This is a genomic window from Erythrobacter sp. S158, from assembly GCF_057364915.1.
In genome coordinates this window covers 893,304-914,497 of record NZ_CP200279.1, presented here as the reverse complement: position 1 = coordinate 914,497, position 21,194 = coordinate 893,304, and the positions used below count along the sequence as shown (strand labels likewise).

Sequence of the window (21,194 nt, the reverse complement as noted above, 5' to 3'; positions counted from 1 at the left end):
GCGCGCCATGAGTTTCCTTCGCAGCCTTTCAGCCCCCAGGGCCAAATACGCCTCGTCGCAGGTAATCCGCCTGCCCGACGCGAGCGCCTCTGCGCCACAACCGCGAGCGCAGGGCGGCAATCTGCGCGCGCGGCTGATGGTCCTGCTCGCCGCAATTGCGGTGCCCGCCATGGCCGCCCCCGGCGAGTTCGGAGCGCTTGCAGGCAATGCTCCGACCGAAGCCGAGATGGTGAGCGCGAAGCTGTCTGCCGAGCTCAAAGCCAATCCCGCGATGCCGTTTGAGCGTCCGGGGCAGAGTTTCCCAGGCTCTGCTTTCTTCTTCCTTGCCGCGCCTTCAGCCGACGATGCGCTGATCGCGCTGCCAACAACGGACGCTTACGATACAGGCGCAGAGGCCGGACGCGAGCTGGGACAGGTGATCGACGCTGGCCCTGCTGCGCAGCCATTCTTCAGCGCCGGAGGAGCAAGCCACCTGCGCGCTGCTGAATGTCTTGCGCAGGCGATCTGGTATGAAGCGGCGAGCGAAAGCGAAGCGGGACAGCGCGCCGTTGCGCAGGTCGTGCTGAACCGCGTCTCCCATCGCAGCTGGCCGGGAAGCGTGTGCGGCGTGGTCTATCAGGGCTCTCAGCGCAGGACCGGTTGCCAGTTCACGTTTACTTGCGATGGCAGCCTTTCGCGCCGCGCTGGCGGGCGGTCGTGGGACCGGGCAAAACAGATCGCTGACGAGGCGTTGGCGGGCAGCGTTTACGCGCCCGTCGGGCACGCGACGCATTACCACACGCTCTGGGTCAATCCTTACTGGGCGTCCAGCCTCGACCACATCGGCACGATCGGCGCACACCGCTTCTACCGCTCCAAAGGCGCGGCTGGCGCGAGCGGCGCGTTCACCGCGCGCTATGCGGGTGAGGAACCGGGGGCCGCAAACCGGGGCAGAACAGCGCGTATCGAGAGCTTGCCAGCCTCGCGGGCTCAAGGCGGCGCGGTGGCCAGTCCGCGCAGCGCAGCAGAGCCTTCCTCGCCGCCGGCAGCGATTGCAGCACCGGAGCCCGTGCTTGCCGATCCCGCTTACGCAGGCGTTGGCCAGGTTCGCGAGGACTATGCGAGCGCAGGGCAATGGAAGAGCGACGCCGCGCGCGCCGCGCTGGAACAGGAACAGCGTTCGATAGCGGGCGAGAAAGCCGCCGCCCCTCCCTCTTCCCAGCGGTGAAATCCCACGGATTAGCGATCCGGTTAACGCGATCTCAACCTTAGCTCCACACCAAGCCTTAGCGCGTCAGGCTTATTGCGGCTGACATCGCTGAAACCCTTTTCTGCGCCCGACAGCAACGCCGCGACCATGTTGGCAGCGAATTGCACGCGGGCGCCAAAACGAGAGACCAAGACGCCCGATGTCCCTTCGCTTCGCACCCGCTAATCGCCTCGCTCACGCCCCAGCCTGCACTCCGATTGCCAAGGCTCTGGCGGTGCGTGCGCAAGAACGCGTGGCCAACGACAACAACCCGAAATCGGGAACCAAGGGGCCGGTGAAGCGCACAAACGCTGGCGATCACAAGCCGGCGAATGACCATATGCTTCGCGCAGCCCTTCGGCACTTTGCGGAGCACGGCCTCGGTGCCGCTCGCCAGGCACGCGCACAGGCCGAGAAGGCGTTCTTCGAGGGCGACCGTCAGGCCTATGACTGGTGGCTTGGCATCACCCGCACGCTCGATCGCAGGCTTGCGGCGGAAGCGGCCAAACTCGGACCGCATGGCGCGCTCAGCTAAGGCTTTGCCTCGCACGTCCCTTTCGCCATCGAGCCGACCAGTTCCCCCTCCCCGGGTCCGCTCGATTTCCTGCGGCGGTAAACGATCGATTCAAATTGAATTCGAAGGTTTGCGTCCACCGACCGTGGATAAAGCCGCCGCCGCGTTAACCACCCCTTGACCTGTATTGCGTAGGGCCAGAGCGTTATGGGAGTGACCAGTGAAATAAGCCGCCTGAAAGGGCGGTTCGGCAAGCAACAGTCGTCGGACCAATTGTCCGAACGCGTGCGCCGCCTGCTGGTCACCACACTTTACGCTCAACCTTCCAGTCTTGCGATTGGCGCGCTGTGCATCGTGTGCGCGGCATCGGTATCGGCATGGATTGCCGAAATGCCCGAACTTTACGTCGCAGCTGCAGTGCTGACCGTGATCGCGGCAGCTCGCGTCGCAGCGGCACTGGCGCTCGATGCCGAAGCCGATGGCAACAGCACGGCCACGCTTGAATTCGTTTACGAGATCGGCGCGTTCAGCTTCGCTCTCGCGCTTGGCTGCACCGCTGCATTCGTCATCGTAGACGGCAGCAGTGTGCAGGTCGAAGTGCTGATGGTGTGCAATGCGGTCGGCTATGGGATCGGGGTGAGCGCCCGCAATGCGGGTCGTCTGACGATCGCGATGGGCCAGCTTGGCCTCACCTGCGTTCCGATCGCGCTGGCAAGTTTCTGGACTGCGAAGCCGGGCTTCATCGCGTTGGGCATCACGATCCTTCTGCTGATCCCGGCGATGATCTCGATTTGCGGCAACATCTTCACGGTGTTGCGCGACTCGATTGCTTCTGCCGAAACCAGCGCGCGGCTGGCTGACAAGATGCAGGTCCTTGCTCGCACCGACGTGGTGACCGGCCTTGCGAACCGCGCCGGTCTCAATCACGCGATGGTCGAAACGATGATGGGCGTGAATGACGACAGCCGCCTGGCTCTCATTTGGGTCGACCTTGATCGCTTCAAGGAAGTGAACGACCTGCTCGGCCACCCGGTCGGCGACCGCGTTCTGACCGGCGTTGCCAAGCGATTGAAGGAAGTTTCGCCTGAAGGGTCGACCGTCGCTCGCTTTGGCGGCGATGAGTTCATCATTTTCTGCCCGATCGTAAGCCGCCAGGACGCCGAACGCCTAGCGAGCGAAATCCATGCAGAGATCATGCGCCCGTTCCGCATCGACGGAGAACGCCTCGAAGTGCGCGCTTCGCTGGGCGTTTCGCTGCTGCCGGAGAACGGCAACGATGCCGACACGCTGATGCAGAGCGCAGACCTTGCGCTTTATCATGCAAAGGTCGGCGGACGCAGCCGGACATGTTTCTACGATTCTTCGATGTCGCGCGACCTCGCGCGCCGCCGCGAGATCGAGGACGAGCTTCGGGCCGCAATCCAGCGCGACGAGCTGTCGATCTACTTCCAGCCGATCGTCGATCTGGAAACAGGCCGCATCAAGACGTTCGAAGCGCTCGTTCGCTGGTTCCACCCGCACAAGGGCGAGCTGCGGCCTGACGAATTCATTCCGGTGGCGGAAGAAACCGGCGTGATCGTGACGCTTGGCAACTGGATCACGGCGCAGGCCGCGCGCGTTGCTGCGACATGGCCCGATGATGTGACCGTCGCCGTCAATTTATCTCCGCTTCAGATCCGCGCTCCGGGCGCGGCTTTGGGTATCAAGAGCGCGCTTCGTGAAGCAGGGCTCGACCCGAGGCGTCTTGAACTTGAAGTCACCGAGAGCCTCTTCATCGAAGACAACCACTCGACCGCTGCCTTTATCGAGGAACTGTCGGAAATCGGCGTGCGCTTTGCTCTCGACGATTTCGGAACGGGGTATTCCTCGCTCGGCTACATCAACACCTTCCCGTTCTCGAAGATCAAGGTCGACCGTTCCTTTGTCTCGGGCGCGCAGGTTGGCCGCAAGAGCGATGCGATCATCCGTGCCGTGGCCGAAATGGGAACGACGCTTGGCATGGATATCGTTGCCGAGGGTCTGGAGACGATTGACCAGGTGCAGGTCGTCCGCGATGCGGGCTGCAACCTTGGCCAGGGCTATTACTTCAGCCGCGCCGTCCCCGACTACCTTGCCGCCATGCTGCTGGCACAGGAACGCGAGCAGGACGGCCGCCGCGCGACCGCCTGATCTGGCGCCCTCGCCAAGCGCTATGCTTTTCTCAGACCAAGCCTGATTCACGCCCCGTTCTCCGGAGCGCCGAAAACTCGACCTTCCCCCGCTTAATGCAATTGCGAACTATTTGCGAAGATAGTTGGCATATGCGACCTTTTGACGGTTGCAATCGCCCTTCCCCGGGCCTACCCCGCCGCCAGAAGCGGGTGCCCGGCCATTTGGGACGAAAGCCGGGCTATTAAGCCTCGCTTGGATTATTCGTCCCGAAGATTTTGGGAAGGATACACATGGCCCGCAAGAAGATCGCGCTCATCGGCTCCGGCATGATTGGCGGCACGCTCGCCCACCTCGCAGCGAAAAAAGAAATGGGCGACATCGTCCTCTTCGACATCGCCGAAGGTATGCCACAGGGCAAGGCGCTCGACCTTAGCCAGTGCGGCCCGATCGAAGGCTTCGACGCCAAGATCACCGGCTCGAACGACTATGCTGACATTGCCGGTTCCGACGTCGTAATCGTCACCGCAGGCGTCCCGCGCAAGCCCGGCATGAGCCGCGACGATCTGCTCGGCATCAACCTCAAGGTGATGAAGGCTGTTGGCGAAGGCATCAAGAATAACTGCCCCGACGCATTTGTGATCTGCATCACAAACCCATTGGACGCGATGGTGTGGGCGCTGCGCGAATTCTCGGGCCTTCCCCACAACAAGGTGGTCGGCATGGCCGGCGTTCTCGACAGCGCGCGCTTTGCGACCTTCCTTGCATGGGAATTCGATTGCTCGGTGAAGGACGTCAACGCCTTCGTCCTCGGCGGCCACGGCGATACGATGGTTCCGGTCAAGAGCTACACCACGATCAACGGCATCCCGGTTGACGACTACGCCAAGATCAAGGGCGTTCCGGCAGAGCGTCTCGACGAAATCGTTGACCGCACGCGTAAGGGCGGCGGCGAGATCGTCGGCCTGCTCGGCAACGGCTCGGCTTACTACGCCCCCGCCACCAGCGCGATCAGCATGGCCGAAGCCTATCTGGGCGACCAGAAGCGCATCCTGCCATGTGCCTCCTACGTCGAAGGCAAGTACGGTCTCGACGGGCTGTATGTCGGCGTCCCGACCGTGATCGGCGCGGGCGGTACCGAGGAAGTGGTCGAGATCGAACTGTCGGACGAGGAAAAGTCCAACCTCAAGGTCTCGACCGATGCGGTCGAGGAACTGCTCGAGGCGTGTAAGGGGCTGGACGAGAGCCTTAAATGAGCGTCGACCTGGTCGTATTCGATCCAGCCGTTGCTCCGCGGGATGGCAAAGCTTTTCGCGATTGGTATCACAGGCTTTCGCAAACCGACTTTCCCGAGGAAGGAGAGCTAGAACGGCTCAGCCCGCCATTGCGGCGTTGGTATGATGCAATGACTGAGCAATTTCCCGATTTCATACGGACCGACACCGACGATCCATTGGGGATAGATTACGACCTTTTGCCCGGCGCCATACATTGGGGGATGCCTCGCGGTCACAGTGATCGCGACGCTGGCGAGAGAATTGGTCTTGCGAAAGCCAAGGAGCTACAGCTGGGCATCTACGATATGATGTCAGATGACGGCCGCCTCGGGCGACACATTGTATTTCCGGACGGCCCTCTTCCCGACTTACCCAAACCACCGTCATTCTTCTCGAAACTCTTCGGCAAAGCGAAGGACTAAAATGAGCATCCTCGTAAACAAAGACACCAAGGTCATCACGCAAGGGATGACCGGCAACACCGGCACGTTCCATACGCAGCAGGCTCTCGATTACGGAACCAAGATGGTTGCGGGCGTCACGCCGGGCAAAGGCGGCACGGAACATATCGGTCTGCCGCAGTTCAATACCGTGCGCGAGGCTAAGGCCGAAACTGGCGCGACCGCTTCGTGCATCTACGTGCCCCCGCCCTTTGCCGCTGATGCGATTTGCGAAGCTATCGATGCGGAGATGGAACTCATCATCTGCATCACCGAGGGCATCCCTGTGCTCGACATGGTGCGCGCCAAGGCTGCGCTTGAAGGCTCGAAGTCGCGCCTGATCGGCCCGAACTGCCCCGGTGTGCTGACGCCGGAAGAATGCAAGATCGGCATCATGCCCGGCTCCATCTTCAAGAAGGGCAGCGTCGGCGTTGTCTCGCGCTCGGGCACGCTCACTTACGAAGCCGTCCACCAGACCACACAGGTCGGCCTTGGCCAGACCACGGCAGTCGGCATCGGCGGCGACCCGGTCAACGGCACGAACTTCATCGACGTGCTCGACCTCTTCCTCGACGATCCGGAAACCAAGTCGATCATCATGATCGGCGAAATCGGCGGGTCGGCTGAAGAAGAAGCCGCTGAGTTCTTGAAGCAAGAGGCTGCAAAAGGCCGCTCGAAGCCAACGGTCGGCTTTATCGCAGGCCGCACAGCGCCTCCGGGCCGCCGTATGGGTCACGCCGGCGCGATTGTATCGGGCGGCAAAGGCGGCGCAGAAGACAAGATCGCGGCGATGGAAGATGCGGGCATCCGCGTCTCGCCTTCGCCGTCAGAACTCGGCACCACCTTGGACGCCATGCTGAAAGAAATGGCGTAACCCTACCCTCCCCGGAGAACCCTCATGGGCGAAGAACCGCAAAATTTTCTCCCCGAAATGACCGACCAGGAAGGCCCGCAGCCGGGCCCTTCCTGGGGCAATCCCAAGTGGCTTGCCGAGGTAGCGGACGCAGACGCGGGCCTGGCGAGCGCCATGGACCCGACGCAGATGCTGCTCGGGGCGAAGGAGGCGGTCGGCAAGGCTGCGAAAGCGGCTGGCAAGGCGGCTGACCCGGCCTCGATCGAGAAGGCGGCCAGCCTTTCGATCGCGGCGATGACGCTTGTGAGGCTATACCGTGTTCGCGGACACCTCGCTGCGCAGCTCGACCCACTGGGCACGTCTACGAAGCGCAGCGAGACCCCGCCCGACCTTACGCTCGAATTCCATGGCCTTGCGGGCAAGGAGAACGAGGAAGTCTATGTCGGCGGCGTGCTGGGCATGGAATGGACGACCGTGGGCGCGCTGTATGAGCGGCTGCGCGTCGTTTATTGCGGCAAGGTCGGCCTTGAATACATGCATATCGCCGACACCGAAGAGCGGCGCTTCCTCCAGGACAAATTCGAAAGCCCGGGCGACACGATCCAATTCTCGCCTGAAGGCAAGAAGGCGATCCTCGCCGCCGTTCTTCGCGGCGAACAGTACGAGGAATTCCTCGGCAAGAAATATGTCGGCACCAAGCGCTTCGGCCTTGATGGCGGCGAATCCATGATCCCGGCGCTGGAAGCTGTCATCAAGCATGGCGGCAGCGCGGGCGTGCGCGAGATAATTTACGGCATGGCCCACCGCGGCCGTCTCAACGTTCTCGCGAACGTGATGGAAAAGCCTTACAAGGTGATCTTCCACGAATTCTCCGGCGGCTCGGCCAACCCCGAAGATGTCGGCGGATCGGGCGATGTGAAGTATCACCTCGGCACCAGCACCGACCGCGAGTTCGACGGCATCAGCGTTCACATGAGCCTGGTCCCCAACCCCTCGCACCTCGAAACGGTGAACCCTGTCGTGCTCGGCAAGACCCGCGCGCAGCAATTCATCCGCGACGATCTCGATGACAAGGGTCAGGTGCTCCCCGTCCTCATCCACGGCGATGCGGCCTTTGCTGGCCAGGGCGTTGTCTGGGAAAGCCTCTCGCTTTCGGGCGTGCCGGGCTACGACACCGGCGGCTGCCTGCACTTCATCATCAACAACCAGATCGGCTTCACCACTTCGCCGATGTTCGCGCGTTCCTCGCCTTATCCGAGCGACGTGGCGAAGGGCGTGATGGCGCCAATCCTGCACGTCAACGGCGATGATCCCGAAGCCGTGACCTTCGCGTGCAAGCTCGCCGTCGAATACCGCCAGCGCTTCCACCGCGACGTCGTGATCGACATGTGGTGCTATCGACGCTTCGGCCACAACGAAGGTGACGAGCCCAAGTTCACCCAGCCGATCATGTATGACGTGATCTCGAAGCACCCGAAGGTCAGCCGTGTTTATGAAGAGCGTCTGATTGCAGAAGGTGTGATCGATGACGGCGAGCGCCAGAAGATGGCCGACGAATTCGTCTCTCATCTCGAAGACGAGTTCGAAGCCGCCAAGAGCTACAAGCCGAACGAGGCCGACTGGTTTGGCGGGCGCTGGGCGGGTCTGCACCGCCCTGCCGACGACGAGACCGCGCGGCGCAACGTCGACACCGCAATCGAGCGCAAGATGTTCGATTCGCTTGGCCGCACGCTCACCGAAGTGCCCGACGATGTGAACATCCACCGCACCCTTGGCCGCGTGCTCAAGGCGAAGGCGCAGATGTTCGAAACCGGCGAAGGCTTCGACTGGGCCACCGCCGAAGCGCTCGCTTTCGGCAGCCTCGTGATGGAAGGCTACAATGTGCGCCTGTCGGGTCAGGATTCCGGGCGCGGCACCTTCTCTCAGCGCCACGCCGTCTGGGTCGACCAGAAGACCGAAGACAAATATGTGCCGCTGAACACGCTGCCGCACGGCAAGTTCGAAGTGCACGATTCCACGCTGTCGGAATATGGCGTGCTCGGTTTCGAGTACGGCTATGCGATGGCCGATCCCAAGACGCTGACGCTCTGGGAAGCGCAGTTTGGCGACTTTGCCAACGGCGCACAAATCATGATCGACCAGTACATCGCGTCGGGCGAGGTAAAGTGGCTGCGCGCCAACGGCCTCGTGATGCTGCTGCCGCACGGATATGAGGGACAGGGGCCAGAGCACTCCTCGGCGCGCCTTGAACGCTTCCTGCAATTGTGCGCGAACGACAACATTCAGGTCTGCAACATCACGACGCCGTCGAACTACTTCCACGTGCTACGCCGCCAGATGCTCAGGTCTTTCCGCAAGCCGCTTGTTATCATGTCGCCGAAGTCGCTTCTGCGTCACCCGATGGCGAAAAGCCCGCGCGAGGAATTCCTCGGCGACTGGCAGTTCAAGCGGATCAAGTCGGATCCCTCGATGGAACCGGCGACGGCTGACGACAAGAAGATCAAGCGCCTCGTCCTGTGCTCGGGCAAGGTCGCCTATGACCTCATCGAGAAACGCGACGCGGAGAAACTGAAAGACGTCTCGATCGTGCGGATCGAGCAGCTTTATCCCTTCCCCGGCGACCCGCTCGCCGTGCGTCTCAAGCGCATGACCAACCTCGAAGAGGTTATCTGGTGTCAGGAAGAGCCCAAGAACAACGGTTCCTGGTTCTTCGTCCAGAACCAGATCGAGGACGCTCTCACCGCGGCAGGCCACGAGGGCAAGCGCCCGCAATATGCCGGACGCGAGGCAGCTGCATCGCCCGCAACCGGCCTCGCCAAGCGGCACGTCGAACAACAAGAGAAGCTGGTCGCCGACGCGCTCGGCCTCACCAAGTAATTCGCCAAGACAAGAAACTCGAGGATCACGAGAAATGGCTACTGAAATCACTGTCCCTCAGCTCGGGGAATCGGTCACCGAAGGCTCGATCGGCGAATGGCTCAAGCAGCCGGGCGACGCGGTCGCGGTCGATGAGCCGATTGCGAGCCTCGAAACCGACAAGGTCGCGGTCGACGTGCCCTCACCTGTGGCTGGCGTGCTGTCCGAACACCGCGCCGCGGTTGGCGACACGGTCGAGGTTGGCGCTGTCATCGCGGTGATCGAGGAAGGCGCGACCGGCGCTGCGACCAAGGGCGAAGAGCCTGCGCGTGCACAGGAAATGCGCGAGGAAGGCGAAGAGAAGCGTGAAGACCAAGAGGTCACTCAGACGCTCTCGCCAGCCGTGCGCCGTGCCGTGCTCGAACACGGGGTCGATCCCTCGACCATCAAGGGCACCGGCAAGGATGGCCGCCTGACCAAGGAAGACGTGATCGCTGCTGCGAAAGCCAAGGGCGACAGTCCCGCGCCTTCGCCTACGCCCACCCCTGCTCCGGCACCGACCGCGACAGCCTCCGGTGAAGGCCGCAACGAAGAGCGCGTCAAGATGACCCGCATGCGCCAGACCATCGCCCGCCGCCTGAAGGGCGCGCAGGACAACGCGGCGCTGCTCACCACCTTCAACGATGTCGACATGAGTGCCGTCATCGAGGCGCGCACCAAGTACAAGGACCTCTTCGCCAAGAAGCACGACATCCGCCTCGGCTTCATGGGCTTCTTCGCGAAAGCCGCCTGCCTTGCGTTGAAGGACGTGCCGAGCGTCAACGCCTATATCGAGGGCGACGAGATCGTGTACCACGACTATGTCGACATCTCGGTTGCGGTCTCGGCTCCCAACGGCCTTGTCGTTCCGGTCGTGCGCGATTGCGACAAGAAGGGCTTTGCCCAAATCGAGAAGGACATCGCCGATTATGGCAAGCGCGCCAAGGACGGCACGCTCACCATGGCCGACATGACCGGCGGCACCTTCACGATCTCGAATGGCGGCGTGTTCGGCTCGCTCATGTCGACCCCGATCATCAACCCGCCGCAAAGCGCCGTTCTCGGCCTTCACCGGATCGAGGACCGTCCGGTTGCGATCAATGGCGAGGTCAAGATCCGTCCGATGATGTATATCGCGCTTTCCTACGACCACCGCCTGATCGACGGGCGTGAGGCGGTGACTGCGCTCAAGATCATCAAGGAAGCGATCGAAGATCCCACCCGGATGCTGATCGACCTTTAAGTCAGCCCCACCCCCACCAAGGAACCTGCCCATGCGCGCGCTTACCCTCATATCGCTTCCCCTTGCGGCTCTCGCCCTGACCGCGTGCGATGCGGCAACCGAAATGGCTGGCAACGCGATCAAGGACCAGATCCGCACCGAGGTGGTTTCGCAATGCGAGCAGATTGCCCAGGACAACGGGATCACCTCAGAAAACGTCACGCCTGCCTGCGAATGCGCGGCTGACAGGCTGGCCGAAGATGCTTCGGACGGGTCGCTGGACATCAACCGCGAGACGATCGAGGAGCTCCTGCGCACTTGCAGCGCGAGCGCCAGCGGCGGAGCCGAGAGCGCACCTGCGGACGGGGCCGAGAGCACGCCTGCGGAAACACCACCCGCAAGCTGACGCAGCGAAGCGGCTCTTTGGTTGCGCACCGAACCTTAAGCGGAGGGACAAGCCATGCTGACTGCGATCCGCAAACGCCTCTACCTCGCTTTCGCCGCGATCCGCCGCCAGTATCTGCGCAGTGTCTGGGGCATGGATATCGGAAAGGGCGTGCTGATCTCGGGCAAGGCGTTCCTCGATTACACTCACCCCAAGGGCATCCATATCGGCGATCACACGATCATCACGCCGGGCGCTCGCATCTTTGCGCATGACTTTGTCGGCGCGCATCACGACGACACGCGGATTGGCAGGTGCTGTTTCATCGGAGCGAACGCGGTTGTTACGGCGGGCGTTAGCATCGGCGATCACTGCGTCATCGCAGCCGGGAGCATCGTGAACGGCCACGTGCCCGACCGCTCGATGGTGGCGGGAAATCCGGCCAAAATCGTGAAGACCGGCATCAACACCGGCCATCACGGCCGCATGGTCGCATGGGCCGAAGGTCGTATTGATGAACCAGCGCAAACTTTGCATGGCACAACGGCACCCAAGCCACTAAATGGGCCTCAACACACTCAAACGTCAGACTGAACGGGATCATTCGAAACATGGCTGACCACCCCTACGATTACGATTGCCTTATCATTGGCGCTGGCCCCGGCGGCTATGTCGCTGCCATTCGCGCAGCGCAGCTTGAACTCAAGACCGCCTGTATCGAATCGCGCGAAACGCTGGGTGGCACCTGCCTCAACGTGGGATGCATTCCGTCGAAGGCATTGCTGCACGCATCGGAGCTTTTCGAAGAGGCCGAAGGCGGTCACTTCGCGACCTGGGGCATCGACGCCAATGCAACGTTCGATCTTTCCAAGATGATGGCGGAGAAGACCAGCGCGGTCGGCGATCTCACCAAGGGGATCGAATTCCTGTTCAAGAAGAACAAGGTCACCTGGCTCAAGGGCCACGGCGCATTCGAAGATGCGCACACGGTCAAGGTCGGCGATGAAACCATCACCGCCAAGGACATCGTGATCGCAACCGGTTCTTCGGTCACCCCGCTTCCCGGCGTCGAAGTCGACAATGAGGCAAAGCGCATCGTCGATTCGACCGGCGCGCTCGAACTCGAAGAAGTGCCAGAGCACCTCGTCGTCATCGGCGGCGGCGTGATCGGTCTTGAGCTCGGCAGCGTGTGGCGCCGCCTTGGCGCGAAGGTCACCGTGGTCGAATTCCTGCCGCAGATCCTTCCCGGCATGGACGAGGAAGTGCGCAAGGAAGCGAACAAGATCTTCAAGAAGCAGGGCATGGAAATGATGCTCGGCCACAAGGTCACCGGCGCCGAGGTCAAGGGCAAGAAGGTGACGCTTGCCATCGAGAAAGCCGAAGGCGGCGACGAGCAGAAGCTCGAAGCCAGCCACGTTCTCGTATCGATCGGGCGTCGCCCCAACACCGATGGCCTCGCGCTCGAAAAGGCAGGGCTTCAGGTCAATAATCGCGGTCAGATTGAAATCGATCACGCATTCCGCACGGGCGTTGAAGGCGTTTGGGCCATCGGCGATGTGGTCCCTGGCCCGATGCTCGCGCACAAGGCCGAGGATGAAGGCGTCGCGGTGGCAGAGAACATCGCAGGCCAGACCGGCATCGTAAACCACGACGTGATCCCGAACGTGGTCTACACCACTCCCGAAATCGCTGGCGTCGGCCTCACGCAGGAACAAGCGATCGAAAAGGCGGGCGGCGACAAGAAGGCGATCAAGGTCGGCAAGTTCCCAATGATGGCGAACAGCCGCGCAAAGGCAAACCGCGACACCGATGGCTTCGTCAAGGTGATTGCGGACGCTAAGACCGACCGTGTTCTAGGCGTGTGGATGATCAACACGCTGGCGGGGACGATGATTGCGCAGGCGGCACAGGCGATGGAATTCGGCGCGACGAGCGAAGACATCGCCTACACCTGCCACGCTCACCCCACTCACGCCGAAGCCTTCAAAGAAGCGGCGATGGCGGTTCAGGGCAAGCCGATCCACATGTGATCGGGAGCAATCGCGATGGGCCGTTCAGTCGCGATAATCGGTGCAGGCCAGATCGGTTACGCCGCGGCATACAACTTCGCGTTCCACGGCTGGGACGTGCACATTCACGCTCGCACAAAGCCCGCCTGGAAGCTGAGCGAAAAGGAGAGCTTCGTCCCCTACACCGCAGGCGAAGATCCTGCTCCGCATGCCGACGTGGTGCTCGACACCATCGCTTTCGATGAAGAGGATGTCGCCCTCTATGATCCTGACGCGGTCGGCAGGCTGATCGTGGTCTCCTCGGCGAGCGTCTATTGCGATGACGAAGGCCGAACGCTCGATGAGGCCGCCACCAACGGCTTTCCCAAATTCGACGGCCCTGTCACGGAAAGGCAGTCCACCGTCGCACCCGGGCCGGACACCTATTCGACCCGCAAGGTCCGCATGGAGAACAAGGCGCTCGACCTGTTCGGCAAACGCGCGACCATCCTGCGGCCCTGCGCGTTGTTCGGCAAATACAGCCGCCACCCGCGCGAGTGGTGGTTCGTCAAACGGTTCCTCGACGGACGCACGCGCATCCCGCTCGCTTTCGGGGGTGAGAGCCAGTTCAGCACGACCAGCTCGTTCTGCCTCGGTTCCAATGCGCGCAAGATGGCTGCCGACGATGCGGGCGGCGTCTTCAACATGGCCGACGACCCCGCGCGCACGGTTGCGGAAATCGGACGAGTGCTGGCCGAATGGCTGGGATACGATGTCGGCTTCCACCTCATGGATGGCCCGCCCCAAGGCAGCGTAGGCCGCACGCCTTGGTCGGTGCCTGAACCTTTTGTCGTCTCGAACGCCAAGGCCGACAAGGCGGGCTATTTCTGCGTGGCATCCGAGCTCTTGAGCAGCGCGCAATGGCTCGTCGATCTGAACCCCGCCGACTGGCGCAAGGCTTTCCCTCAGCTCGCCGCTTATCCGTGGGACATGTTCGACTACGAGGCCGAAGACCGCTTTTTCGCATCGCTCTGAAGGGCTTGCCTCATATCCCTTCTTGCACCGCGCACGAGTGTGTGTATTACTTAACTAATACACGCTCGGGAGGAATTCACATGCTCATCACGCGCCGCTTCGCGCTCGCCCTTTCCCCATTCGCTATCGCTTTCGCAGTGCCAGCCGCCGCGCAGGATACCGAGCGCATGGTTGAACTCGCTTCGGAAGAGGCGGAATCAGGCGCGTTCATGGGAGCGGTGATCGTTGCGAAGGACGACGCGGTGCTGCTCGAACGCGCATGGGGATCGGCCAATCTTGAATGGGATATCCCCAACACGCCCGACACGAAGTTCCGCATCGGTTCGGTGACCAAACAGTTCACTTCGGTCGCGATCATGAAGCTGGCCGAGCAAGGGCTGATCGACCTCGACGCGCCGATTTCGACCTATCTCGAAAGCACACCAGAGAGCTGGAGCGCGATCACGGTGCGCAATCTGATGCGTCATACGGCGGGCCTGCCCAACGTCACCTCGCTCGATGGGTTTGGCGATCTCAGCCGCCTTGAAACCTCGCAGGATGACCTGATCGCCTTCTTCCGCGACCTTCCGCTCGAATTCGAGCCGGGCAGCAAATGGTCCTACTCGAATTCGGGCTATGTCCTTCTCTCGCGTATCGTCGAACGGGTCAGCGAACAGGATATCGCCACCTACTTCGATGAGCAGTTCTTTACACCGCTCGGCATGGAAAACAGCGGCTTCGACGTAAACGCCGAAATCCTGCCCAAGCGCGCGGCTGGCTATTCTCCGGGCGGCGAAGGCCGGGTGAATGCGGGCTATGTCTATATGGGCATCCCCACCGGCGCGGGCGCGATGTATTCGACTGTGAGCGACCTGCACCGCTGGAACACGGCGCTGTATTCCGGCGAAATCCTGTCGCCCGAAAGCGTCGCCGAGTTTGTCGAGCCCGCCCCGCATGATGCGATCGGCGAAGCAAAATATGCGCACGGCGTGGTCGTCAGCGACGGTGAGAACGGCCAATACATCTGGCACGGCGGCGGCATTCAGGGGTTCAACGCCTGGCTTGGCTATGACCGCGCGAAGAGCACGACGGTAGCCGTCCTCGCCAACCTCAATGGCGGATCGGCCGAGAATATCGGACGCCAGCTCATGACATTGGCGCAGGGCGGCGAAATCCCGACGACGGCTGACCGCGTTGCGGTTGAGGTCCCGGCGGAGGCGCTGGCCGAATATGAGGGCGTCTATGCCCTCGCCCCGACCTTCAAGATCACGACTTTCGTCGAAGACGGAAAGCTGATGGCGCAGGCGACCGGGCAAGGCGCTAACGAGATCTTCCGCGAGGAAGGGGACATGTTCTTCCTCAAGGTCGTCGATGCACAGGTCCGCTTCAACCGCGATGACAGCGGCACGATCACCGGCCTCACCCTGTTCCAGGGCGGGCGCGAAATGCCCGCAACCAAGGAATAAGCGAGCACGCAAAGTTGCCCCGCGCACTTTGCTGGATTAACCCTCTGCGCCGAGGGGAAAACTGACGATGGCTTATCCGCAACTGACCGACAAACCCGGCGCGCTCGAAACCGCAGCGGCTATCAGGGCGGGCGAGATGAGCGTTTCCGAAGCGGTCGATGCTGCGGTCACGCGGATCGAGCATCTCGATGCGGAGATTGACGCGCTGGCCGTTCCTGATTTCGAGCGTGCGCACGAAGCGGCGATGGCTCTCGACAAGGCAGGACCACGCGAGGACCAGCCGCTCTTCGGCGTGCCGATGACGGTCAAGGAAAGCTTTGACGTAGAGGGCCTGCAAAGCTGCTGGGGGCACAAGCGCCTGACCGACTATATCGCTCCGCGCGACAGCGAGCTCGTGCGGCGGTTGAAGGCGGCGGGCGCGGTGATCCTTGGCAAGACAAACGTGCCGACCGACCTCACCGACTGGCAGAGCTTCAACCCGGTCTATGGCCGCACCAACAATCCGCACGACGTCACACGCTCGCCCGGCGGATCATCCGGCGGCAGCGCGGCTGCGGTGGCGAGCGGCATGGTGGCGTGCGAATTCGGGACCGACATCGGCGGTTCAGTCCGCGTGCCAGCGCATTTCTGCGGCGTTTACGGGCACAAGCCGAGCTGGGGCCTGATCTCGAAACGCGGCCACGACCACCCGCAAATGGCGCGGCGAAAGGGCTTTGTCGCGGCCCATGATGGCGCGCTGTCTGTCGCCGGTCCATTGGCCCGCAATGCAGAAGACCTCGCCGCGCTGACTGCAATCGCCGGACAATACGCGCTCACCCGCTCCGGCAAACCGCTCAAGCAGTGCCGGGTGCTTGCAATCACCGAATATCCCGGCGCACCGGTCGATGCCTCGGTTACGGAGCCGATCGAGAACGCGATCGAGGCGCTTCTGGCAGCTGGCATCACCATCGATCGCGCAAGTACGCTGATCCCCGATCTCGAAGCGCAGCAGGGCCATTACATGCGGATGCTCAACACCGCGATGGCGCGCGGCGCGCCTGCGCCAAGCGGCAAGCGCGCGACAGCAACCGACTGGTTCGACCTGCTCGACGCGCAGGCGGCCAACATTGCCGAATGGGAGACCCTGTTCGACACCTACGACTTCGTCCTCGCCCCGCCCGCGCCTGTGCTGGCGGTCCCGCACAATGAAGAGCGCGTGTTCGATTCGACGATCCGAGTGAACGGACAGGATATTCCGGGCGCAAGCGGGCTTGCCTGGGCGGGCATCGCGACCTTCCCCAATCTGCCCTCCACTATCGTGCCTGTGGGAAGCGGTATGTACGAAGGCTCTGAACTTCCTTGCGGAATGCAGGTCATGGGGCGGTTTATGTCCGACCTCGACTGCATTGATGCGGCAGGCGCGATCGGGAAAATCTTGCACAGCTGATGCAGCTTCTCCAAGGGCGCGAGACTATGGCGAAAACATCGATCATGCGCCGCCTTGCGAAGTGGCATATCTGGCTCGGCTGGCTGGTCGGCGTTCCTATCGTCATGTGGACCGCGACGGGCCTGTTCATGGTCGCCAAACCGATTGAGGAAGTGCGCGGCGAACACTTGCGAATGGAAAGCGAGGAAGCCGCTTTGCCACCGGGCAATCCTGCCCCGATAGCTTTTCAGCTTACCGGCACACCGCCTGTTCGATCCTTCGAGACGCGCATGGAATCGGGCCGGGCGATTACCCGCGTGACCTATATGGATGGTCGCATAGAGCGCTTTGATGCAGTCAGCGGAGACGCGCTGGACCCGCTTGGCGAAGCCGAAGCGCGCGAACTGGTGGCATCGCAGATTGTCGGCGGCGACATGGTAGCCAGCGTCACGGCGTTCGACGCCGACAACGTGCCCTTCGATTTCCGCCGTCCCCTGCCCGTCTGGCAAGTCGCTCTCGAAGACGGCACGCATGTCTATGTCGGGCGCGACACGGGCCGGATCGAGGCGGTGCGCACGCGTTGGTGGCGCTGGTTCGATTTCATGTGGGGGCTTCACATCATGGACCTGTCCGAGCGCGAGGATACGAGCCACCCGATCCTGATCGCCTTTGCCGCGCTCTCTCTGACAGGAGCGATCTTCGGCTGCATCCTGATGTTCCGCCGCCGCAAGGCCCGCGCTAAGACCGCCGGAGCATGAACGAGACCGTCCTCACCCCGATCCTCGACCTGCTCGACATCGCAGGCATTGCGATCTTTGCGCTGTCGGGAGCGCTGGTCGCCGCGCGCGAGCGGCAGACCTTCGTCACCATGGCATTTTTCGCGCTGGTGACAGGTGTTGGCGGGGGAACCGTGCGCGATCTTCTGATCGATGCGCCCGTTTTCTGGATGACCGATCCGTGGGTCGCGGTCGTGTGCTTGGGCACCGCGCTGATCGCGTGGTTTACGCCGATGCGTTTGTGGGAGGGCAAGCTGCTCGACTATGCCGATGCTCTTGGTCTTGCAGCTTACGCCGTGCTCGGCGCTGCCAAGGCGATGGCTTACGGTATCCCGCCGGTACCTGCCGCGCTGATGGGGATCATTACGGGATGCGTTGGCGGGATCATCCGCGACGTGGTCGCCGGGCGTCCTTCAATCATCATGCAGCCAGAACTATACGTGACTGCCGCCGCACTTAGCGCAACGCTGACCGTGGGCGGAGCGATTGCGGCGGTACTGATCGGTGTGCCGACCCAGTGGGCCTGGGCGCTGGCATTCGTCGCAGGCTTTATCCTGCGCGCGGCTGCCATCCATTTCGAGCTGGGGCTGCCAAGCTACGGACGCTCTAGCCCCAAAGAAGAAGGGGCGGACCCACGGCCCGCCCCATCATCGAAAGATCACTCTTCGGGATAACCCTCTTCGCCGGGAAGCGGGCCTCCGGGATAGGCCGGCTGCGCATCGTTTGCGCTCGCGGCATTGAGTGGCTGAGCGTTTGTCTCGGCCCCTTCGGCGAAAGCCAGCGTGGTTGTCTGCGTGGGCGTCTGCTCGCCCGTCTGCGCACGCGCTTCACGATAGCGGTCGTCGGACCATTGGCCCGAGGCGGGCTGAACGGTTTCGCCGCTCTCAAAGTTCACTCCGCTGAAGTCCGAATAGTCGACGCCTGACACACGGCCATTGTTATCGATGCGGCAGTTAAAGCCAGCGCCGTTGAACAAGGTCCCGCTGACCACCCAGCCGCTTGGTGTGCGGCTCGCATTGTTGACGGCATCGACGCGCACGTCGCGCTCGATCTCGTCGAGGCAGATGGATACGGCATTATCGAGGCCCGAGCCTGACGAGGCGCGCGGGTTCGAGCGGCGGTCATCATAGCGGCGGTCGTCGCGGTCGCGCACGCGGTCACGCTCGACGATCACGACATCGCGGTCACGGCGGCGGTTGTTGCTGGCCGCGCTTGCAATCGCAGCGATCCCGCCGAGGACGAGCACGCCTGCCAGCACATCGCCCCCGCGAATGCCGCGCCGGCCACGCCAGCCGCGACGCCAACCGCGCCGCCAGCGGCGATATTCAAGCGGCTCTGCGCCTGGCGCATACCAGTCGCCGCTCATCGCGTCGGTTTCGGAAAAGACGAGGCCGAACGCGCTACCGGTTGCCTCGGTCGAGGCGAGCGGCATTTCGGCTGCGTATGCGGGTGAAGCGGCCATCGAAACGGCTGCGACCATGCCGGTCAGCGCGCCAATGCGAAAAGCCTTCGTGTGTTGAGCCATGGAAGCTCCCTCCTGTTTGTTGTCACCAATGGTGCAGGCGAGCGGCCACCAATCGCTCATGATTAGACCATAGTTAGGCGGCCCAGGCTTGCGCAAGCCTGAACCGCCCCGGTGGTCACCGCCCCGTCCGAGCAGTGTTGGTTATGAGTTAGCGAAGCCCGGCGATGCCGCGGAAGCGGACTTCCGGACGCGCGCCGCGTTCGACGTAGCAAGTGAAGCGGCCACGATCGAAGCCCTGGTTGCCGTAGCCATAACCGCGGCCACGCAGGCCCTCGACTTCCATACGGCCACGGATACGCCATCCGAAGCGGGTGCGATCGACGTCGCGGATCTGGGTTACGTCGGCGAAGCGGTAGCCACCGAAACGGCGGGCTTGACGCTCTGCGGTGCGGACACAGCGCTCGATTGCGCGTTGACCACCACCGCGACCACGGAAGCCTACGCGGTCGTTATAGCCACGGAAGCGCCGATCACGATAACGCCGATCGCGGTCGCCATCGAAGGCACCTGCCAGCGCGGCAATGCCGCCGATGACCACGGCCCCTGCAATCACGTCGCCGGCACTGATCCCACGATCGCGGTGGCGATCGCTTGCAGCAGCGGGAGTTGCGGACGCCAGGGCCATCGCGCCAGCCGCGACAGTCCCGAGCGCGCCCTTGGTGATGGTCTTGGTAAGATCAGTCATGTGGGTTCATCCTCGGGTTACCAGCGACGGAGGAATTTCCGTTCACCGTGAGGGCCTTCTAGATGAACAAAACTGAGGCGATTCTGAGCGGGACTTACAGTTGGCGTTCAGGTAAACGACGACTTATCTGAATGGATGCACTACTGAGCCAAGGCCGCCAGCACGTCGCGGGTGAAGCCCGCAATGTCGGAGCGCGTGCCCAACATATTCTCACCGCGCCGCACTATAACGACATCGCGGCTGGGGACGACAACGACGTACTGACCGCGATTGCCAAATGCCGTCCTAAAGATAGAGCTGACCCAATCGCGCCAGATCGCGCGATGTCGACCATACCTGCGAGGACAAAACATAATTTCCCTGAGAGTCGGTCTCCGCTACCGTGTTCGTCATATCCAGCTTGCGAAAGAGCGCTGCGGGCGGATTGTCCGAAAACGTGTCCTCGATAGCCATAATGGCGGCCAGCGTATCGTTATTGGCACAGCGATAGACCGTCCCCGGTGCGTCGAGCAGCGGCCAGCCTTGGGCGCGCTTGTCGACCGTGGTGCCTCCCCAATAGAGGGGATCGGTGCGGTTACCACGCGTATCCGAGTAGCGCCCCGATGCCATTCTAAGCGCGTGATCAATCGTGATCGCACGTCGCGGATCGTTGCCATCCGCACCCAGCCCAGCCGAGGCCATGACATCGGCCTCCCCGCGTTGAACCGCGGCTCCGATGATCGTTGCGCCGATGCTTTTGGCGACTGACCATGTGCGTTGCGGGGTGTTGGCATCGAAGCCCTCAGCATATTGCTCACCGACTAAAGCCCCGCCCTGCAATACCGTCACAGCAGTCGTGCGTCCCCCTCCATAACTCCCGTCGAACGCGCCGCTAACATCCACGCGATTTTCGCCGACATTCTCCGTCAGCGGGTCGATTCGGCGCGAGCCTGTTGTGACTGACGCTGATGCTGGTGATGCGCGGTCCGCATCTGGTGTAAACCCGATCGGTTGCACCGCGCAGCCGTGCCCGGCTGTGTAAAGCGCATACCGGGTTCCGCCATCTTCATATGGCACCGCGACGTGGTTGATGATCGCCCCTTCGCCATACCGGACGATCTCAAACGGCAAATCGCGAATGATCGGATCGAGCGCCGGATAAATGCCGCTCAGTTCCCACTCATGAACACTTTCGGGGCTGCGTCGGACACCATTCGCTTCGGCGTTGGCTATCGCGCTGCACAGGAACAAAGCCTTGTAGCCACCGGCAAGAGCGCGGGCATATCGATCGTTCAGCTGATCCTGATCCGATTGCGGCGAAACCGACCGTGGCGGGTTTTGCGCTGGTGCGGATTGCAGGCGCTGGTCGAGAGGGCTAGCGCTGCGCCTGCGGC

General features: G+C 62.4%; 19 protein-coding genes. 16 read left to right on the top strand and 3 right to left on the bottom strand.

Going from position 1 to position 21,194, the window contains the following annotated elements; genetic code table 11:
• Nucleotides 1-7 precede the first annotated feature (7 nt).
• The 16 genes from AC0V6T_RS04590 (at nucleotide 8) to AC0V6T_RS04515 (ending at nucleotide 18,285) form a co-directional block, all read left to right on the top strand.
• Nucleotides 8-1,207 (top strand): cell wall hydrolase, encoded by a 1,200-nt coding sequence (locus tag AC0V6T_RS04590; RefSeq protein WP_486124718.1) that lies wholly within the window; start codon nucleotides 8-10, stop codon nucleotides 1,205-1,207.
• A gap of 181 nt (nucleotides 1,208-1,388) precedes the next feature.
• Nucleotides 1,389-1,763, top strand: coding sequence for a hypothetical protein (locus tag AC0V6T_RS04585; RefSeq protein ID WP_486124716.1), 375 nt, complete (start codon nucleotides 1,389-1,391; stop codon nucleotides 1,761-1,763).
• 192 nt (nucleotides 1,764-1,955) lie between these two features.
• Nucleotides 1,956-3,911 carry a putative bifunctional diguanylate cyclase/phosphodiesterase gene (locus AC0V6T_RS04580; protein ID WP_486124714.1) on the top strand — a complete coding sequence of 652 codons (1,956 nt, stop codon included), beginning with the start codon at nucleotides 1,956-1,958 and terminating at the stop codon, nucleotides 3,909-3,911.
• Between the two features lie 272 nt (nucleotides 3,912-4,183).
• A complete protein-coding gene (mdh, locus tag AC0V6T_RS04575) occupies nucleotides 4,184-5,146 on the top strand; it encodes a malate dehydrogenase (protein ID WP_486124712.1) in 963 nt (320 codons plus the stop codon).
• Entirely contained in the window at nucleotides 5,143-5,589 is a 447-nt protein-coding gene (locus AC0V6T_RS04570) for a hypothetical protein (RefSeq protein WP_486124710.1), read from the top strand. Before mdh ends, AC0V6T_RS04570 begins: the two co-directional genes overlap by 4 nt.
• A gap of 1 nt (nucleotide 5,590) precedes the next feature.
• Nucleotides 5,591-6,481 carry a succinate--CoA ligase subunit alpha gene (sucD, locus tag AC0V6T_RS04565; protein ID WP_486124708.1) on the top strand — a complete coding sequence of 297 codons (891 nt, stop codon included), beginning with the start codon at nucleotides 5,591-5,593 and terminating at the stop codon, nucleotides 6,479-6,481.
• A gap of 24 nt (nucleotides 6,482-6,505) precedes the next feature.
• Nucleotides 6,506-9,337: a 2-oxoglutarate dehydrogenase E1 component gene (locus tag AC0V6T_RS04560; protein ID WP_486124706.1), complete on the top strand. Its 2,832-nt coding sequence runs from the start codon at nucleotides 6,506-6,508 to the stop codon at nucleotides 9,335-9,337.
• Nucleotides 9,338-9,371: 34 nt separating this feature from the next.
• Nucleotides 9,372-10,598, top strand: coding sequence for a 2-oxoglutarate dehydrogenase complex dihydrolipoyllysine-residue succinyltransferase (gene odhB, locus AC0V6T_RS04555; RefSeq protein ID WP_486124704.1), 1,227 nt, complete (start codon nucleotides 9,372-9,374; stop codon nucleotides 10,596-10,598).
• A gap of 31 nt (nucleotides 10,599-10,629) precedes the next feature.
• Nucleotides 10,630-10,983 (top strand): hypothetical protein, encoded by a 354-nt coding sequence (locus AC0V6T_RS04550; RefSeq protein ID WP_486124702.1) that lies wholly within the window; start codon nucleotides 10,630-10,632, stop codon nucleotides 10,981-10,983.
• A gap of 54 nt (nucleotides 10,984-11,037) precedes the next feature.
• Entirely contained in the window at nucleotides 11,038-11,556 is a 519-nt protein-coding gene (locus AC0V6T_RS04545) for an acyltransferase (protein WP_486124700.1), read from the top strand.
• A gap of 17 nt (nucleotides 11,557-11,573) precedes the next feature.
• On the top strand, nucleotides 11,574-12,992 hold the full coding sequence (gene lpdA, locus AC0V6T_RS04540; RefSeq protein WP_486124698.1) for a dihydrolipoyl dehydrogenase: 1,419 nt from the start codon (nucleotides 11,574-11,576) through the stop codon (nucleotides 12,990-12,992).
• Nucleotides 12,993-13,007: 15 nt separating this feature from the next.
• Nucleotides 13,008-13,985, top strand: coding sequence for an NAD(P)-binding domain-containing protein (locus tag AC0V6T_RS04535; RefSeq protein ID WP_486124696.1), 978 nt, complete (start codon nucleotides 13,008-13,010; stop codon nucleotides 13,983-13,985).
• Nucleotides 13,986-14,065: 80 nt separating this feature from the next.
• Nucleotides 14,066-15,430, top strand: a complete 1,365-nt coding sequence (locus tag AC0V6T_RS04530) for a serine hydrolase (protein ID WP_486124694.1) — start codon at nucleotides 14,066-14,068, stop codon at nucleotides 15,428-15,430.
• Nucleotides 15,431-15,497: 67 nt separating this feature from the next.
• Nucleotides 15,498-16,856 carry an amidase family protein gene (locus AC0V6T_RS04525; protein WP_486124692.1) on the top strand — a complete coding sequence of 453 codons (1,359 nt, stop codon included), beginning with the start codon at nucleotides 15,498-15,500 and terminating at the stop codon, nucleotides 16,854-16,856.
• Between the two features lie 26 nt (nucleotides 16,857-16,882).
• The gene (locus AC0V6T_RS04520) at nucleotides 16,883-17,593 is read left to right on the top strand and encodes a PepSY domain-containing protein (protein ID WP_486124690.1); all 711 of its coding nucleotides are present in this window, start codon (nucleotides 16,883-16,885) and stop codon (nucleotides 17,591-17,593) included.
• Nucleotides 17,590-18,285, top strand: a complete 696-nt coding sequence (locus tag AC0V6T_RS04515) for a trimeric intracellular cation channel family protein (RefSeq protein WP_486124688.1) — start codon at nucleotides 17,590-17,592, stop codon at nucleotides 18,283-18,285. Before AC0V6T_RS04520 ends, AC0V6T_RS04515 begins: the two co-directional genes overlap by 4 nt.
• On the opposite strand, the gene AC0V6T_RS04510 is transcribed toward AC0V6T_RS04515, so the two are convergent.
• The 3 genes from AC0V6T_RS04510 to AC0V6T_RS04500 all read right to left on the bottom strand — a co-directional run bounded on the left by AC0V6T_RS04510 (nucleotide 18,270) and on the right by AC0V6T_RS04500 (nucleotide 21,051).
• Nucleotides 18,270-19,136, bottom strand: coding sequence for a hypothetical protein (locus tag AC0V6T_RS04510; protein ID WP_486124686.1), 867 nt, complete (start codon nucleotides 19,134-19,136; stop codon nucleotides 18,270-18,272). The two genes, AC0V6T_RS04515 and AC0V6T_RS04510, sit on opposite strands and share 16 nt — an antisense overlap.
• A gap of 148 nt (nucleotides 19,137-19,284) precedes the next feature.
• Entirely contained in the window at nucleotides 19,285-19,821 is a 537-nt protein-coding gene (locus AC0V6T_RS04505; RefSeq protein WP_486124684.1) for a hypothetical protein, read from the bottom strand.
• Between the two features lie 285 nt (nucleotides 19,822-20,106).
• A complete protein-coding gene (locus AC0V6T_RS04500) occupies nucleotides 20,107-21,051 on the bottom strand; it encodes a serine hydrolase (RefSeq protein ID WP_486124682.1) in 945 nt (314 codons plus the stop codon).
• Nucleotides 21,052-21,194 lie beyond the last annotated feature (143 nt).

Excerpts from the sequence above, each read along its gene's own strand:
- mdh (WP_486124712.1), top strand. The coding sequence starts at position 4,184 with ATGGCCCGCAAGAAGATCGCGCTCATCGGCTCCGGCATGATTGGCGGC.
- AC0V6T_RS04505 (WP_486124684.1), bottom strand. The coding sequence starts at position 19,821 with ATGACTGATCTTACCAAGACCATCACCAAGGGCGCGCTCGGGACTGTC.
- AC0V6T_RS04545 (WP_486124700.1), top strand. The coding sequence starts at position 11,038 with ATGCTGACTGCGATCCGCAAACGCCTCTACCTCGCTTTCGCCGCGATC.
- AC0V6T_RS04515 (WP_486124688.1), top strand. The coding sequence starts at position 17,590 with ATGAACGAGACCGTCCTCACCCCGATCCTCGACCTGCTCGACATCGCA.
- AC0V6T_RS04530 (WP_486124694.1), top strand. The coding sequence starts at position 14,066 with ATGCTCATCACGCGCCGCTTCGCGCTCGCCCTTTCCCCATTCGCTATC.
- AC0V6T_RS04525 (WP_486124692.1), top strand. The coding sequence starts at position 15,498 with ATGGCTTATCCGCAACTGACCGACAAACCCGGCGCGCTCGAAACCGCA.
- AC0V6T_RS04510 (WP_486124686.1), bottom strand. The coding sequence starts at position 19,136 with ATGGCTCAACACACGAAGGCTTTTCGCATTGGCGCGCTGACCGGCATG.
- AC0V6T_RS04535 (WP_486124696.1), top strand. The coding sequence starts at position 13,008 with ATGGGCCGTTCAGTCGCGATAATCGGTGCAGGCCAGATCGGTTACGCC.
- AC0V6T_RS04560 (WP_486124706.1), top strand. The coding sequence starts at position 6,506 with ATGGGCGAAGAACCGCAAAATTTTCTCCCCGAAATGACCGACCAGGAA.
- AC0V6T_RS04550 (WP_486124702.1), top strand. The coding sequence starts at position 10,630 with ATGCGCGCGCTTACCCTCATATCGCTTCCCCTTGCGGCTCTCGCCCTG.
- AC0V6T_RS04590 (WP_486124718.1), top strand. The coding sequence starts at position 8 with ATGAGTTTCCTTCGCAGCCTTTCAGCCCCCAGGGCCAAATACGCCTCG.
- AC0V6T_RS04570 (WP_486124710.1), top strand. The coding sequence starts at position 5,143 with ATGAGCGTCGACCTGGTCGTATTCGATCCAGCCGTTGCTCCGCGGGAT.
- odhB (WP_486124704.1), top strand. The coding sequence starts at position 9,372 with ATGGCTACTGAAATCACTGTCCCTCAGCTCGGGGAATCGGTCACCGAA.
- sucD (WP_486124708.1), top strand. The coding sequence starts at position 5,591 with ATGAGCATCCTCGTAAACAAAGACACCAAGGTCATCACGCAAGGGATG.
- AC0V6T_RS04520 (WP_486124690.1), top strand. The coding sequence starts at position 16,883 with ATGGCGAAAACATCGATCATGCGCCGCCTTGCGAAGTGGCATATCTGG.
- AC0V6T_RS04585 (WP_486124716.1), top strand. The coding sequence starts at position 1,389 with ATGTCCCTTCGCTTCGCACCCGCTAATCGCCTCGCTCACGCCCCAGCC.
- lpdA (WP_486124698.1), top strand. The coding sequence starts at position 11,574 with ATGGCTGACCACCCCTACGATTACGATTGCCTTATCATTGGCGCTGGC.